This is a genomic window from Yinghuangia aomiensis, assembly GCF_039542225.1.
GTDB classification, from domain to species: Bacteria; Actinomycetota; Actinomycetes; order Streptomycetales; family Streptomycetaceae; genus Yinghuangia; species Yinghuangia aomiensis.
This window is the reverse complement of record NZ_BAABHS010000004.1, coordinates 119,607-135,636: the sequence shown is the minus strand read 5'-3', so window position 1 is coordinate 135,636 and position 16,030 is coordinate 119,607. Positions and strand designations below refer to the sequence as shown.

Below are 16,030 nucleotides of genomic sequence, written 5' to 3'. Positions count from 1 at the left end.
GAAGAGCCTTGTCCGCGGACGGGATTCCCGTATCCTGCGTTACGCGTGTAGCGCGGACGGGCACCTGGCACAGCAATCTCCTTGATGATCAACGAGGTTCGCGGCAAGGTGCCCGTTCGTGCTTGATCCCCACGCGTATGCCGCTCACAGAGGGGGTTGAGTGAGACGCAGCAAGGGTTCCCGACGGTCCACGCGCATCGCCGGAACCGGGTTGGCGGCCATTTCCCTGGTCGTCGGCATGGTTTCGGCGCTTCCGGCGGCACATGCGGCGTCGGCGCCGACGGCAACCGACTCGTTCCCGATTGCCACCGAAGTACCCCAGGTCAAGCTGCCGCAGGCCGGCGACGCCGGCAAGAAGGCTTACCTGGCCACGTTCGATCCCAAGGACGCGTCGAAGCTCTACGACTTGGGCATCGACCGCACCGAGACCAAGACCGCACCGGCCGCGGACGGCAAGCTCACCGCCGAGGTCGATCTGGACGCAGCGCAGGCGGCCAAACTCACCAAGGCCGGCGTCTCCCTCCAGGAACGCGGCAACAAGAACAGTGACAAAGCCCGGGCGTCGCTCACCGCGGCGCCCGGCGGCGTTTTCAAGCACTACGCGGGCGAAGGCGGCCTGGCCGCCGAGATGCTCGACGTCGCCAAGGCGAACCCGGACATCACCAAGGTCGTGTCGATCGGCAAGTCGACGCTCGGCCAGGACATCCTCGCCATCAAGATCAGCAAGGATGCCAAGAGCAGTCCGGACGGGTCCAAGGCGCCGGTGCTGTACATGGCGAACCAGCACGCCCGCGAGTGGATCACCCCGGAGATGAACCGGCGGCTGATGCATTACTACGTGGACGGCTACAAGGCGAACAACACCGACGTCAAGAAGATCGTCAACTCCACCGAACTGTGGTTCGTCCTCTCGGCGAACCCGGACGGCTACGAGTGGACGTGGCAGCCGGGCGAGCGGCAGTGGCGCAAGAACCTCCGGGACAACGACGGCAACGGCGTCATCACCGGCGCGGACGGCGTCGACCCGAACCGCAACTTCGACTACAAGTGGGGCTACGACAACGAGGGTTCGTCGCCTGACACGTTCAGTGAGACGTACCGCGGCCCCGCCGGGAACTCCGAGCCGGAGACCCAGGCGATCGACAAGCTGTTCGCCAAGCTCCAGCCGCGGTTCGTGGTGAACTACCACTCCGCCGCCGAACTGCTGCTGTACGGCGTGGGCTGGCAGGTCGCCACGCAGAGCCCCGACGACAACATCGGCATCGCCCTCGCGGGTACCAAGGCGAACCCGGCGGTCCCGAACTACACGCCGGAGCTGAGCGCGTCGCTGTACTCCACGAACGGCGACACCGACGGCTACGTGGACACCAAGTACGGCGGCATTTCGTTCACGCCCGAGATGTCGACGTGCGAGACCGCGTCGAACTGGGACCCGAACGACGCCTGGAACGCGGACGACTGCGAGAGCATCTTCACGTTCCCGGACGACGACACGCTCATCTCCAAGGAGTTCCAGGACAACCTGCCGTTCGCGCTGTCCGTCGCCAAGTCGGCGCAGCAGCCGGACGAGCCGGTCTCCTCGGTGGGCCTCCAGGCCAAGGACCTGGTCATCCACAAGTTCGACACTTCCTACGCGGAGAACGACGACGAGCAGCCGGTCGCCGTCGACGCGAAGCAGAAGCTGAAGAACCTGCGGATCAACTACCGGGTCAACGGCGGCAGCGTGAAGACCGACGGCGTCCTGCCCTTCGACGGCGGCGAGGTCTTCGGCAAGGACGGCACCAACTGGTACAAGCAGTACAGAGGTTCCGTCGACCACAGCAAGCCCGGCGACTCCGTCGAGGTGTGGTACACCGCCAACAAGCCCGGCACCGGCAAGGTGGAGAGCGAGCACTTCACCTACAAGTTCGCGCCGCCGGGCACGGTGGCGAAGGGCTCCGAGGTCCTGGTGGTCGCAAACGAGGACTACAAGGGCGTCAACCCGACCTACCCGCCGGGTACCAGCGCGCCGAAGTACGCCCAGCAGTACCTGGACTCGCTGAAGGCCAACGGCGTCAAGGCGTCGCTGTGGGACATCGACCAGCAGGGCGTGCCCGACGCGGTCGGCGTACTCGGCCACTTCAAGGCGGTCGTGTGGTACCTGGGCGACAACCGTCTCACCCAGGACGCGGCCGACGAGCCGACCCGGGTGGGCGGCAGCGGGCAGTTCCCGGACAGCACGGTGGCCGACCGCGCGGTGGCCCTCACCTATGCGATGCGGGACTACCTCAACGAGGGCGGCAAGGTCATGTACGCGGGTGAGACCACCGCGTACTACGGCCCGCTCGCCGGCGCCAACGGCGGCGGTATCTACTACGGCCTCAAGGGACACCCCGACCAGCCGTGCTGGATCACCACCAGCTACCGCGACGACTGCGAGCTGCTGTCCGACGACTTCACGCAGTACTACTTCGGCGCCTACGCACGGGCGGCGACGGGCGGCGTGAACGGCGTCACGGGCACCGACACCGGCCCGTTCGCCGGAACGGCCGCGGGGCTTCCGGGCACCGCGAGCAACCCGGTGAACGAAGCGGGCGGGTTCCTGCCCACCGGCGCGATCCTGCCGCCGAACAGCTTCCCGCAGTTCGGCAGCAGCCAGAGCGCCGCGGTGTACCAGGGCGTTCCGTCGGGGCCGCTGACCCCGCCGGAGGGCCAGAAGTACATCGCCGGCCCGCACGTGGACGAGTCGTACATGCGCATGACGCGCACCATCGACCTGAGCAGTGTGACGGCGGCGGACGCGGCGAAGCTGACCGCGCAGATGTCGTGGGACACCGAGCAGAACTGGGACCACGTGATCGTCGAGGCGCACACCGTCGGCCAGGACGACTGGACGACGCTGCCGGACCTCAACGGCCGCAGCACCCAGCAGCTGCCGGAGGACTGCTCCAGCGGCTACCTGGCGCAGAAGGACCACCCGTTCCTGGCGCACTACATCACCGTGGGCACCCCCTGCCAGGCCTCCGGCAGCACCGGGGCGTGGAACGCGTTCACGGGCAACTCCGGCGGCTGGCAGCAGGTCGCGTTCGACCTGTCGCCGTACGCGGGCAAGAAGGTGGAGGTCTCGCTCGGCTACGTCAGCGACGCCAACACCGGCGGCGCGGGCGTGTTCTTCGACGACGCCAAGGTCGTGACCGTCAGCGGCACCGTGGACAGCGAGGGCTTCGAGACCGGCACGGGCCCGTGGACCATCGCCGGCCCGCCGCCGGGCGACCACTCGTCCGGCACGTTCATCAACTCCAAGTCGGTCTACGGCAGCTCGGTGGTCGCCACGAACGACACCCTGCTCTTCGGCTTCGGCCTGGAGCAGTTGGCGACGCAGGCCGAGCGGAACGCCGTGATGGGCAAGGCGTTGGCGCACCTGCTCAAGTAGCCCGGTCCGGGAAGGACGGTACGTAGTCCGCAGGGGTTGGCGGTCCCGCACGGGACCGGCAAGGCGGACGAGTGAGGTCGGGTGCGATCCGGGGCCCGGCGGGCGAAACGTCCGCCGGGCCCCGGCGTGTGCGGAGGGTGACGGCGGGAACTCGCTTGTCGCGCCGAGCGTTCCGCAAGCGAGGCCGCGTCGGGGGTCTGCTCCGCCTGCCCCGGTCTGCGGGAAATCCCTCGATCTTTCCGGCATTTCCGGTCAAGACGGGCGACGCGCGGGTGTTCGCAGGCCTAGGGACCCTTGCGTTCGCGCGTTCGTCACTGCGCCCCACTAGCGTCGGGCGTCCCCCCAAGCCATCGTCTCGGGAGACGAATACGTGAGTGGATACAACGGGCCCGGCAATTACGGCGCCCCGCAGCAGCAGCCGGGCCCGTACGGGCAGCAGCCCGGACCTTACGGCCAGCAGCCGGGGCCATACGGCCAGCCCGGCCAGCAGCCCGGTCCTTACGGCCAGCCCCACCCTCAGCAGCCCGGCCCTTACGGGGGACAGCCGGGTGGGTACGGGCCGGGCGGGCCCTACGGTGCGGGACGGCCCGTCCGTGTGGGCGCGGCGGTCGGCCTTGGCGTGCTGGCGACGCTCGTGGCGGGTGGCGCCTACTGCGGCTTGATCGCCGGCACGGACAAGCTCTACGCCTGGGCTGCGATTTTTGCGGGCCTGGTCATCGGCGCCGTGGTCGGCCGCTTCGGCGGCCGCCACCCGGCCATGCCGGTGCTTGCGGTGGTGCTCGCCGCAGTCGGCATCTTCGTCGCGCAGTACTTCGGTATCGCCTTCTCGGTCCAGAACGCCTACAACGACCACGGCATGGACATCTCGCTGTCGGATGTGCTCGACAAACTCCACATCTTCGATGCTTGGAAGGAAGAGATGAAGGACGGCTCGAAGGGCTTCCTGACCGCACTCGGCGTGGTGGCCGCAGGCGGCGCGGCTCTCGGCGCGGGTCGCAGCCGCTAGTCGGCGCGATGCACCACCGGAAGGCCTGGCGGTCGCGACCGCCGGGCCTTCCGCCCGTCCGGGGGTGCTCCGCTTCGGGTGCGCCGGCAAGTGCGGCCCGCCCCTGTGCGGTCGGCTCGCGCGCCATATCCGCCGGTCGGAGCCGGTCTCAACGGGTGGACGCCTGGGTCACGGCCACGCTATGGCGCGCGATAAGGTCGGACTTGGTCTCGGCTTGACGATTCCAACCCGTCTGCCGGGAAGAACACATCAGGGCATCCCTCCGGCGCACCAAGAGGAGATCGGTTCGTGACGATCCGAGTAGGTATCAACGGGTTCGGCCGTATTGGCCGCAACTTCTTCCGCGCGGTTCTGGCGTCGGGCGCCGACGTCGAGATCGTCGGTGTCAACGACCTCACCGACAACGCCACGCTGGTCCACCTGCTGAAGTACGACAGCATCCTCGGCCGCCTGGGCCAGGAGGTCAGCCACACCGACGACAGCATCACCGTCGGCGGCAAGACGTTCAAGACGCTGGCCGAGCGCGACCCGGCCGCGCTGCCGTGGGGCGAGCTGGGCGCCGACATCGTCATCGAGTCGACCGGCCGCTTCACCAACGCCTCGGACGCCGTCAAGCACGTCCAGGCCGGCGCCAAGAAGGTCATCATCTCCGCGCCCGCCAAGGGCGAGGACATCACCATCGTGATGGGCGTCAACCACGAGAAGTACGACGCCGCGAAGCACACCGTGCTGTCCAACGCCTCCTGCACGACCAACTGCGTCGCGCCGATGGCGAAGGTCCTGCTGGAGAACTTCGGCGTCGCCAAGGGCCTCATGACGACGGTCCACGCGTACACGAACGACCAGGTCATCCTGGACTTCCCGCACAGCGACCTGCGTCGCGCGCGGGGCGCCGCGACCAACATCATCCCGACCTCGACGGGTGCCGCCAAGGCCACCGCGCTGGTCCTGCCGGAGCTGGCCGGCAAGCTCGACGGCATCGCCATGCGCGTGCCGGTCCCGACCGGTTCGGTTACCGACCTGGTCGTCGAGCTGGAGCGCGAGGTCACCAAGGACGAGGTCAACGCCGCGTTCCAGAAGGCCGCCGAGGGCGAGCTGAAGGGCTTCCTGTCCTACACCGAGGACGAGATCGTGTCCTCGGACATCGTCACCGACCCGTCCTCCTGCACCTTCGACTCGAAGCTGACGATGGCGCAGGGCAAGCAGGTCAAGGTCGTCGGCTGGTACGACAACGAGTGGGGCTACTCCAACCGCCTCGTCGACCTGGTCAAGCACGTCGGCGCGCAGCTCTGACACCGCTGATCCGGTGACCGTGCGGGCCCGGACGACGGACTTCCGTCGGCCGGGCCCGGCCGCACGCCCGGGGCCCGCCGGCCCCGGGCGCCCCGGGAAGCCCCGGGCGCACCCGCGACCCCCAGCCGGCCGACGGGCCGTTTCCCTCGACGGCCCGAACCGATGAGGATGACACCCCCGCATGAAGACCATCGACGACCTCGATGTCGCCGGTAAGCGCGTTCTGGTACGCGCCGACCTCAACGTGCCGCTCGACGGCGCGACCATCACCGACGACGGCCGCATCCGCGCGAGCCTGCCGACGATCCGCGCGCTCGCCGAGCGCGGCGCCCGGGTCGTCGTCACCGCCCACCTCGGCCGCCCGAAGGGCGAGCCGGACCCGGCGTACTCGCTCGCACCGGTCGCCGCGCGCCTCGGCGAACTGCTCGGGAAGCCCGTCGCGTTCGCGACCGACACGGTCGGCGCGAGTGCCCGTGGGACCGTCGCCTCCCTCGGCGACGGCGACGTGGCGGTCCTGGAGAACGTGCGCTTCAACGCCGCCGAGACCAGCAAGGACGCCGCCGAGCGCGGCGCGTTCGCGGACGAGCTGGCCGCGCTGGCGGACCTGTACGTCGGCGACGGCTTCGGCGCGGTGCACCGCAAGCACGCCTCGGTGTACGACATCGCGCACAAGCTCCCGCACGCGGCCGGCTACCTGATCGCCGCCGAACTCGACGTGCTCAAGCGCCTCACCGAGAACGTCGAGCGGCCCTACGCGGTCGTCCTCGGCGGCTCCAAGGTCTCCGACAAGCTCGGCGTGATCGACAACCTGCTGGAGAAGGCCGACCGCATCCTGGTCGGCGGCGGCATGGTCTACACGTTCCTCGCCGCGCAGGGCCACGAGGTCGGCTCCAGCCTGCTGGAGAAGGACCAGATCCCGACCGTGCAGGCGTACCTGGCCCGCGCCGCGGAGAAGGGCGTCGAGTTCGTGCTGCCGGTCGACGTCGTCGCCGCGGCCGCGTTCGCCGCCGACGCCGAGCACGGCGTGGTCGCCGCCGACGCGATCCCCGCCGACCGGATGGGCCTCGACATCGGCCCCGAGTCCGGGAAGCTCTTCGCGGCCAAGCTCGCCGACGCGCGCACCGTCTTCTGGAACGGCCCGATGGGCGTGTTCGAGATGGCGCCGTACGCCGGCGGCACCCGCGCCGTCGCGCAGGCCCTCGTCGACTCCGCCGCGTTCAGCGTGGTCGGCGGCGGCGACTCGGCCGCCGCGGTGCGCACCCTCGGCTTCGACGAGGCCGCGTTCGGCCACATCTCGACCGGCGGCGGCGCCAGCCTGGAGTACCTCGAGGGCAAGACCCTGCCCGGCATCGAAGCCCTGGAGAGCTGACCCGTGACCAAGAAGAACCCCGCAGGTTCCGCCGTGACCGGCCGCATTCCGCTGATGGCCGGCAACTGGAAGATGAACCTCAACCACCTCGAGGCCATCGCCCTGGTGCAGAAGCTCGCCTTCGCGCTGGACGACAAGGACTTCGACCAGGTCGAGGTCGCGGTGCTGCCGCCGTTCACCGACCTGCGCTCGGTGCAGACCCTCGTGGACGGCGACAAGCTGCGCATCGTGTTCGGCGCGCAGGACGTGTCGCAGCACACGGGCGGCGCGTACACCGGCGAGATCGCCGGCTCGATGCTCGCCAAGCTCAAGTGCACCTACGTCACCGTGGGCCACTCCGAGCGCCGCCAGTACCACAACGAGACCGACGAGGTCGTGAACGCCAAGGCCAAGGCCGCGTTCGCGAACAACATCACGCCGATCCTGTGCGTGGGCGAAGGCCTCGAGGTGCGCAAGGCCGGCGAGCACGTCGCGCACACGCTCGCGCAGGTCGACGGCGGCCTCAAGGGCATCAAGGCGGCCGAGGCCGAGCGCATCGTGATCGCGTACGAGCCGGTGTGGGCCATCGGCACGGGCGAGGTCGCGACGCCGGAGGACGCCCAGGAGGTCTGCGGCGCGATCCGGGGCCGCCTGGCCGAGCTGTACGACGCCGAGCTGGCCGGCAAGGTGCGCATCCTGTACGGCGGCTCGGTCAAGTCGTCGAACGTGGCGGGCCTCATGGTCAAGCCGGACATCGACGGCGGCCTGGTCGGCGGCGCGAGCCTGGAGGCCGAGGAGTTCGTCAAGCTGGTCCGCTTCCGGGACCAGGCCGTAGGTTAAGCACGGTTAGTCGGGTACGTCGGCCGGGTCCGTTCCGCGGGCCCGGCGTCCGCCGGGGTCCCGCCCGCGGTTTCCGCAGGTGGGTCCCGGGTTTTCGGCTTCCGGTTCCCCCCGGGGCGGCGGAACGGCGTACCCTGTCCGAGGCCAGGAACCCCTGGCCGCGCGTCCGGAGCGGGACGGGGCCAGCCCCCGTGAAGCTCTCCGATGAGGAGTTTGGGCCAGGCCGTGACTCTCGCTTTCTCGATCGCCGTGATCATCTGCAGTCTGCTCATGGTGCTGCTGGTCCTGCTGCACAAGGGCAAGGGCGGCGGTCTTTCCGACCTGTTCGGCGGCGGCATGTCGTCCTCGCTCGGCGGGTCGTCCGTCGTGGAGAAGAACCTCGACCGCCTGACGATCATCGTCGGCTCGCTGTGGTTCATCTGCATCGTGGTCCTGGGGCTGCTGCTCAAGAAGTAGGGTGCGCGGACGGGGCGGCTCCGGCGGGGATTTCCGTGCCGGGCCGCCCCGCCGGACTTTCCGGGCACCCGGTATCGGGGCCGATGTCCCGTTCTGTGCACGCTTCCTGACACCGTGTCGGAATGCCGCAGGAGGCGGTTCCCGGTCGCGCGGGCCGCACGTACACTGTTTCGGCAGGCAGTCGCCCGGCCGGATCACGGCCGTTGGCCCGAGCCGTCGTCCGAGCCGCGCGTCCGTGGCGCGCGTCCACCAGATCCAAGGGGAGTTTTAACCGTGGCAAGTGGCAACGCCATCCGTGGGAGCCGGGTAGGCGCGGGTCCGATGGGTGAGGCCGAGCGCGGCGAAGCGGCACCCCGGCTGCGCATTTCGTTCTGGTGCGCCAACAAGCACGAAACCCAGCCGAGCTTCGCGACCGACGCACAGGTCCCGGAGACCTGGGACTGCCCGCGCTGCGGCCTGCCCGCCGGCCAGGACGCGGACAACCCGCCGGACGCTCCGCGTACCGAGCCCTACAAGACGCACCTCGCGTACGTCCGCGAGCGCCGCAGCGACGCGGACGGCGAGGCGATCCTCGCCGAGGCCCTCGCCAAGCTCCGCGGGGAGATCTGAGAGCGACCGCGCTTTTTTGCACGTCCCGGCAGGGGTGTGCCCTCACGTGGGTGCCTGGCGCCCACGTGACGGCACACCCCTGCCGGCGTTCCGGGTGGTTCCCCGACGGCCGCGGAATGACACGAACGAGTTGTCCTGATACGCCCGTTGGGGGAACCTGCGGGCCGGATCGGCGTTGCGGGGTGCGCCGCTGCCCAGACTGAGCGGTGAACCTGCGCCAGGCCGCCACCGTTGGGAGTCCTCGTGGGCACGCGTCTCGCCGTCCTCGGTACCGCCGCCGCGCTCGCCTGCCTGCCCGCCGCGGCGGCCGCGGACCCGCTGCCGGGCGTCCCGCAGCCCGCGGTCTCGGTGCGGATGGACGACGGGACGATGAACACCGCCGAGCGGCGGGTGCACACGTACACGATCCGGGCCCGCAACATCGGCGCGGTGGCGCTGGAGACGGTCTCGCTGACGGCGAGGCTGCCCAACGGCACCTTCCTGCTCGCCAGCGACGGCTCGCCGGACACCCTCGGCGGACAGCTGACATGGACGGTCGACCTGCCGGTGGGCGGCGAGGTGGTGCGGACGGTCAAGGCCCGGGTCGACGTCCTGCCGGACGACGGCGGCGGCCTGGCGGCCACCGCCTGCGTCCGCCTCGCGGGCATGTCGGACCAGCTGGTCTGCTCCACCGATCTGGACGAGCTGCCCGACGACGCGGACTCGGCCTCCTCCGCGGGCTTCTTCTCGACCGCCACCCTGCTCGGCACGATCGCGGCGGTGGTCGCGGCGATCGCGGGGGCGGGCTGGTACACGTCGCGGCGGCGCGGGCCGACGGCGGACGGGGGCGACGGCGGTGGCGAGGGCGGCGGTGGCGAGGGCGAGGCGGGGGAGCCGCCGGCCGAGACGGTGTGGTCGGCGGAGGACGGTGCCGACCGGGAAGCCGGGACCCCGGGCACGTCCGCAGACCGCCCGGTTGCAGCGGTCTCCGACGCGAAGGGCGACGAAGCGGGCGGAGGCGAACGGGAACGCCGCTGAGCCGGGATCGTGGCGTCGACGCCGCGCGCGCCCACACTCGGGGCCCGACCACGCCCGGGCAGCCGGATGGCCTGACGGCCAGGGGAGCAGGCCACACGACAGCCGCCGCATCGCGCGCCTCGCGCACTGCGCTCGCACGCCTACGTCACGCGCCCGCGCGCCCCGGGCTCCAGCTCGCGCGCCCGACGCCCCCGCGTTTCGCGCTCGCGCCCTGGCGGCAGAAGCGCAGGGCACGCGAGGGACTCCGCATCGCGCCTCGCTCGCACGCCCCGACTATCGCGCCCGACGCCCCCGCGTTTCGGGTTCTCCCGCCTGCGCCTCGCGCTTGCGCCCGGGGTCCCGTGATTGAGGCCCCGCGCCGTCAGGCCTTCGGGGAGGTCCGGAGCTGCGCGCGTCGCGCTCTCGTGCCCGCGCTCTCGTGCCTCGCGCCCTGGCCTTTCGCGCTGTCGCCCGTCGTGCCCGCGGCTTCACGCCGCCGCTCCTGAGCCGCGGGCTCCAGCCCGCGCGCCCGTACGCCCCCGCGTTTCGCGCTCGCCCGCGCTGCGCCCGCGTCTCGCGTCCTGGGCTCGCGCGTCTTGCACCGGCGCTTCTCGTTTCTGCTTACACGTCGACGTCCGTCCGCGGTCGTTTCGTCGGTGACGGGATCGGCCGTCGCATCGGCTGGCCGGTCAGGCGGCCGCGGCCCGGCGGGCGGGGGTTCTCCTCGTCGGGTGGCGGCGTGCGGTCGGCTCGGGGGGGACGGTCGGCCGGCGGTGTCCGGTCCGGTGCGGGCATCCGGTCGGGCCGCGGAGCGGTAGTGGCAGGGGCCGGGGGCCCGGCTTCGACGCGGCGGGTACGGCCCGTCCCCGTGATCCACTGCGGCGCGTCCTCGCCCGTGGCCGCGCGCCAGCGCGATCGGACCGCGGCGGGTTCGGCGGCGTGGGCGCGGATCAGCGCGTCGGTGGCCATCTCGACGACCTGCGGCAGGTTGAGCGCGGTGCCCACCCCCAGCGCGGCGGCCAGCGGCGGCACCGCGTCCGCCGGGCGGTCCGCGGAGATCAGCACCAGGCCGTACACGGCATACGTCACCGCGACCTCGGGCCGCCGGGCGATCGCCGGATCCACCCGCACCCGGCGGGCCCGCAGCGACACCGCCTCCTCCAGCGCTTCCACCGCGTCGTCGTGCCGCTTCGTGCCGCTCAGCAGCAGGCCGTAGCTCTGCAGCGCGGCGGCCAGCGCGTCCTCGGCCGCGCCCGGGGCGTCCTCGGCCTGCGAACGGCGCAGCCGTACCGCGGAGTTCGCGCGTTCCAGCGCCTCGTCGACGCGGCCGACCCGGGCCAGCAAGTTGGCCTGACGCGTCGTCACCTGCGCCAGGACGTCCGCGTCCGCGAGGGTCAGCAGCCGAGCAGCTTCCTCGAACACGGCCAACGCGTCGTCGGTGAGCCCGCTTTCCGCGAGCCGACCGGCGAACTCGTCCAGCGCGTCCGCGAGTCCGGCCCGGTAGACCTCGGGCGAGCGGGCCGCAAGCGTGCGATACGCCTCGACGCACTCGTGCAGCACGCTCAACGCCCGTATCGCCTCGCCGGCGTCGCCGAGCCGCGCACCGAGGTCCCGCAAGGTCGCGGCCAGCAAAGGCCGGTGGAGATGCACGTCGAGCGCGGCGAGGCGGCGCGCGCGGAGCGTGGCATTGTCGGCGACCTTGACCGCGTCCGCGTACTGTTTGCCGCCCGCGAGGACCGCGGCCAGCGCGCGGAGCGCGTCGACGAGGGCCGCGGCGTGCTCGGCCGGGTTGTGCTCGGCCAGTTCGCCGAGGATCCGCACCGCGGCGCGGGCGGGCGCGGAGGCTTCGGTGTGGCGTCCGGACCGGCTCAACTGCCGGGCTCGGTCGGCGAGCATGGCGGCCCGGTCGCGGTCTTCGGCGCGTACCGCCATGGCCCGTGCGGACCGCGCTGGTGACGGAAGCTCATCCTCCGCTTCGACCGAAAGTGATCCCCTGGGCGGCGCGATCGCGGGTATCAGGGCACCCGACGGGGGAGCGGCGGCCTGCGCCTGCTCCAGGCGCTGCCGGTACTCGGCCAGGTGGCGCTCGTGCCGCCGCCGCCATCGGAAGACCACCCGCAGCCACCCCACCCCACAGCTAGTCCACTGTTGGGGCGACGCTACCGCGCATGCCGCTTGCGCGGCGTGGCCACAGCGCCGATCAAGCCAGTCGTATCACTGCGCCGCAGCCTCCGTTTCACTAGGCTCCCGTCCACGATTCCAGTCGCTACGGGGGCCGCTGTGAGCGCAGACAACCACATAGACCGAGCCCTGAGCCCATGGCTCTACGAGGGCGCCGACCCACCTGCCGCCGAACCCGCCGAGACCCGGCTGCTGTCCGCCGCCGCCGCACCCGGCGCGGTCCGATTGACACCCGAGACTCTGCTGAGTGCCGCGGCCCGCCTCGAAGGCCTGCGCGCCGAAGCGAGCGCCGACGTCAACGCCGCGTTGAAGGACAGCGACCACGTGAACATCGGCCGCAACCTGCAACTCACCAAGGCGGTCGAGCACGTCCACGAACGCTGGGGCGAAAAGCTCAAGCATCTCCTCGAAGACATGGACGACCGCGCGGGCCGGATCCGCAAGGCCGCCACGAACTGGCAGGAAAACGAACAGGCCGTCACCAAAGCGTTGATCCGGAAGTAGGGGACACGCCATGGGACTTTCGATCGAAGACCTCGACACCTGTTCTCCCGACGCGGTCGACGCGGTGGCGGCAAGCTGGGAGCGGCTCAGCGCCGCGATGACGGGAGACGAAGCGTCCGTCGACCGCGACGTCATCGGCCCGCTGGCCGGTGCCTGGATCAGCGACGACGGCCGCAGAGCGGTGCAGCTGATCGGCTACGTAGGCGACCAACTCGAAGCCGTGCGCGCCGAGTCCGGCGCGATGGCGGCGATCCTGCGGGAAGCGGCGCAAAAGCTCCGCACAGCGCAAAGTACGCTCCGTCAAGCGCTGGACGACGCCCGCCGCAACGGCATCACCCGTCAACCGGACGGGCGGCTCACCTGGACCGCGATGTCGGACGCCGAGCAGACCAATCTCCAAGGCATCGCCGACGACATCGCCAAACGCGTCACCGCCGCGCTGGACCAGGCCACCGCCGCCGACGAACTGGCCGCCGTGACCATGAAAGCCAACGTCGACTTCGGCCCCAAGCGGGACTTCAACGTCCACTCCCTCGGTGCCGATCCGGCCGCGGACGCTCGGCGCGCGGCGGACCTCCTGACCAAGCTCCAGAGCGGCGAGCTGAGCAGCCAGGACATCCGGGAGCTGAAACTGCTCGGCCTGGACAACGCGGGCAACCCGGGCTACCAGACCCAGCTGGTCCGGGACCTTGGACCCCAAGGCCTGCTCGACACCGCGAAGTACACCACCCCGCCCTGGTCGCGGAGGGACGCGGACTCCGGCGACCTCAAGGTCGTCCAGGACACCCTGCGCAACGCGTTGTCCGCGGCCAGTCCGGAACTGGCCCGCGACAAGACGTGGATGGAGCAGCTGAAGCAGGCGGGACGCAACGTCGTCAACGACCCCGGCGACCCGTTGAGCGGCAACGTGACGTACGGGTACCAGGCGCTGGACACCCTGATCCGCCAGGGCACGTACGACACGGAGTTCCTGAAGGTCGTGGGCCGCGACGTCCTGGACTACGACAAGGAGCTGAACGCCCGCGGCATCGGCTGGGGCACCGACCAGCCCAGTCGGGACCCGGTCAACGGCTATCTCGTCGCCCTGAAGAACAACCCGGCCGCGGCCACCGAGATGTTCGCCGGCAATCAGGGCAAGAACGATCTCGACTATCTGGCGAACCAGCGGGAACTGAGGAACGGCATCTACGGCCCGGGCCCGGGCGCGAAGGCCCATCTGGATCCCCTGGGCGACGCCATTGCGGCGGCGACGCGGGTCGGCACGGATCCCACGAAGTTGCCGAGCGTCGTGTCCAACGTCGTCGGTGTGTTCAGCGACAAGGATTCCTCGGCGCTCTCGCACTCCGAACACTTGCGCACCGGTGTGACACAGATGCTGGTATCCAACCCGGCGACGCTGCACGCGGGATTGTCCAACCAGCACGCCGGAGTTTCGGCCGCGAATATGCCCCCGGGACTTCCGGCTGTCGGGGTGGCTCGCGAGGACATGCTGCGGCTGGTCGCGGGATTGGCCGGAGACAAGCTGAATGTCGCCGCACTGCAGCAGGCCGAGCAGGCGTTCACCTGGTCCGGCTTGTCGGCGATCGCCGCCAACCCGGACGGCGTCTACGGCTCCCCGCAGGCCGTCAACCCTGCCATGGAGAAGTTCGCGGCGAACTCGGCAGAGGTCTTCGGCGCCATCGACAGGGTGACGTCCGATGACATTCGCAGTTCTCAGCTCAACGGCGACAAGGCATCGAATGCCACCCTGGAGCGATGGACGCGCTGGGGCGGCGGTGCCTTGTCGGCGGCGGCCACGGTGTTTGCGCCGGCGGGGCACGAGTGGATCGGGGACGTCGGCGCAGTGGTCATCGACAAGTCGGCGTCGGAGATCAACGACTGGTTGAAGCAGGATTCTTCCGGCGATGCGTCGAAGCAGATCAGCCGGGCCTACGTCGACAGACTGACGATGTCCACGGACACGGTCCTTCAATGGCAAAACGACTACAACTCGCACCTGCCGCCGGGGCGGGACCCGGTCGATCTCGTGGACGTCGTGGACACGGGCTACAACACGGGAGAGCAGGTCACCAAGGGAACGCGGGGCACTCCGGGATGAAGCGCACAGACCGCACCTTCGCGCGGTGGGTCGCCATCGCAGCTCTCCTGTGTGCCGCCTCGGCGTGTTCCTCCGGCGGTGGCGCCAAGTCGCCGCCGGCGTCGCCGCAGAGCCTGTGCGGCGGATGGTTCACCGAGAGCCAGGTCCGGGACCTGCTGCCGCCGGGGACCACCGCGAAGCTCAAGGACGTCGGCGGCCGGAACGACGCGGTCCCCGGCCTCCCCGCGGGCTGCACCGTGGTGACAGCGACCGACCCCGCGCAGACCACCTGGTACCTGGACTTCCTCACCGGAGTGGCAAGCCCGAACGAAGACCGCATGGTGAACTGGCGGGGTTCCGCCGACCGTTCCGTCCCCGCGTTGTTCGAGCCCCTGGGCCCCGGGCTGACCGGCTACGCGGACGAGCACGAGGCGGTGGTATTCGTCCCGCCTTGCCACGCCACGAACAAGACCTGGGCGGCAAGGCTTCAGCTGACCAACCTGACCGGCGACCCCGGTGCCGTGGCGCGGCCCGACAACCGGGGCCGGCTCGCCGCCGCGCTGGTGTCCGCGGTGAACATCCGGCGCCGTGCGGACAACTGCGAGGGGCCGGACCTGCCTGCCCCGGCCCCGGGCGGCGACCCGGTGCGCGGCGATGTCCGTGCCGGCGACCCCGTGTGCGGGTTTGCCGGCGTCGCGTGGAAGGACGTTCTCCCGGCCGCGGCCGAGGAGCAGGCACCGCTGCGTCAGGCCTACATCGACACGGGCAGCGGATACTTCGCGTGCGGGCTGGGCGTGCACGTCGGTGTGGAACACCGCCCGGGGCGAGGCAACTGGGTCTCCTGGGAGCTGGAGTTCCGCGTCGTGCAAGGCGATCCGCAGCCGCCGGAGGCCGCCGCCGGGCCGGGGCCCCGAGATGTCGCCGTGGCGGGCTACCGCGGCACGGTGTGGCGGTCGGTGACCGATGCCGGGACCGACTTCACGCTGCGCACGACTTGTCAGGGCCGTCCGCTGTTCCTCGTCGTCAAGCAGACCGAGCCGCGGCAGGCCTGGCTGCCGGCACCGGACGAGACGTTCCGCAGGATCGCAGGCGCCGTCGCCACCGCCAAGGGCTGCGAGCCGATCCGCTCCTGACCCGCCGGGCGCCGGTACGGCGTCTCACGCCGTGCCGGCGATGCCCTGCTCCAGCGTCCTGATCACCGCTCTACCGCCGCATCGTCGCGGCATTGCGCCTGAGCACGGAGGACGCGGCACAACCGGCGGCCTGAGCCGGTGCCGGGGCGACGCCGCGCGCCCCGGCACCGGGTCC

The 16,030-nt window shown here is 70.9% G+C and carries 12 protein-coding genes; 11 read left to right on the top strand and 1 reads right to left on the bottom strand.

What is annotated here, in order from left to right:
- The first annotated feature begins 160 nt into the window (after positions 1-160).
- From ABEA93_RS06940 to ABEA93_RS06905, 8 genes are all read left to right on the top strand, one after another.
- Complete coding sequence (locus ABEA93_RS06940) at positions 161-3,412, top strand: M14 family metallopeptidase (RefSeq protein ID WP_345674414.1); 3,252 nt, start codon at positions 161-163, stop codon at positions 3,410-3,412.
- Between the two features lie 595 nt (positions 3,413-4,007).
- Positions 4,008-4,418 carry a hypothetical protein gene (locus ABEA93_RS06935; protein WP_345674413.1) on the top strand — a complete coding sequence of 137 codons (411 nt, stop codon included), beginning with the start codon at positions 4,008-4,010 and terminating at the stop codon, positions 4,416-4,418.
- A 288-nt stretch (positions 4,419-4,706) separates the two neighbouring features.
- On the top strand, positions 4,707-5,711 hold the full coding sequence (gene gap / locus ABEA93_RS06930) for a type I glyceraldehyde-3-phosphate dehydrogenase (RefSeq protein WP_345674412.1): 1,005 nt from the start codon (positions 4,707-4,709) through the stop codon (positions 5,709-5,711).
- 181 nt (positions 5,712-5,892) lie between these two features.
- Positions 5,893-7,080 carry a phosphoglycerate kinase gene (locus ABEA93_RS06925; RefSeq protein WP_345674411.1) on the top strand — a complete coding sequence of 396 codons (1,188 nt, stop codon included), beginning with the start codon at positions 5,893-5,895 and terminating at the stop codon, positions 7,078-7,080.
- Positions 7,081-7,113: 33 nt separating this feature from the next.
- On the top strand, positions 7,114-7,899 hold the full coding sequence (gene tpiA / locus ABEA93_RS06920; RefSeq protein ID WP_345674615.1) for a triose-phosphate isomerase: 786 nt from the start codon (positions 7,114-7,116) through the stop codon (positions 7,897-7,899).
- Positions 7,900-8,103: 204 nt separating this feature from the next.
- Positions 8,104-8,355, top strand: a complete 252-nt coding sequence (gene secG, locus ABEA93_RS06915) for a preprotein translocase subunit SecG (RefSeq protein WP_345674410.1) — start codon at positions 8,104-8,106, stop codon at positions 8,353-8,355.
- A 273-nt stretch (positions 8,356-8,628) separates the two neighbouring features.
- On the top strand, positions 8,629-8,964 hold the full coding sequence (locus ABEA93_RS06910) for an RNA polymerase-binding protein RbpA (RefSeq protein ID WP_345674409.1): 336 nt from the start codon (positions 8,629-8,631) through the stop codon (positions 8,962-8,964).
- A gap of 243 nt (positions 8,965-9,207) precedes the next feature.
- On the top strand, positions 9,208-9,981 hold the full coding sequence (locus ABEA93_RS06905) for a hypothetical protein (RefSeq protein ID WP_345674408.1): 774 nt from the start codon (positions 9,208-9,210) through the stop codon (positions 9,979-9,981).
- 600 nt (positions 9,982-10,581) lie between these two features.
- Here the strand turns inward: ABEA93_RS06905 and ABEA93_RS06900 are convergent.
- Positions 10,582-11,892, bottom strand: coding sequence for a tetratricopeptide repeat protein (locus tag ABEA93_RS06900; RefSeq protein WP_345674407.1), 1,311 nt, complete (start codon positions 11,890-11,892; stop codon positions 10,582-10,584).
- Between the two features lie 348 nt (positions 11,893-12,240).
- Between ABEA93_RS06900 and ABEA93_RS06895 the strand changes: the two genes are divergently transcribed.
- The 3 genes from ABEA93_RS06895 to ABEA93_RS06885 are packed head-to-tail and all read left to right on the top strand — an operon-like array spanning position 12,241 to position 15,855.
- The gene (locus ABEA93_RS06895; protein ID WP_345674406.1) at positions 12,241-12,645 is read left to right on the top strand and encodes a hypothetical protein; all 405 of its coding nucleotides are present in this window, start codon (positions 12,241-12,243) and stop codon (positions 12,643-12,645) included.
- A gap of 10 nt (positions 12,646-12,655) precedes the next feature.
- Positions 12,656-14,743 carry a hypothetical protein gene (locus ABEA93_RS06890; protein ID WP_345674405.1) on the top strand — a complete coding sequence of 696 codons (2,088 nt, stop codon included), beginning with the start codon at positions 12,656-12,658 and terminating at the stop codon, positions 14,741-14,743.
- Entirely contained in the window at positions 14,740-15,855 is a 1,116-nt protein-coding gene (locus ABEA93_RS06885) for a hypothetical protein (protein WP_345674404.1), read from the top strand. The genes ABEA93_RS06890 and ABEA93_RS06885 overlap by 4 nt, the downstream gene beginning before the upstream one ends.
- Positions 15,856-16,030: the final 175 nt, after the last annotated feature.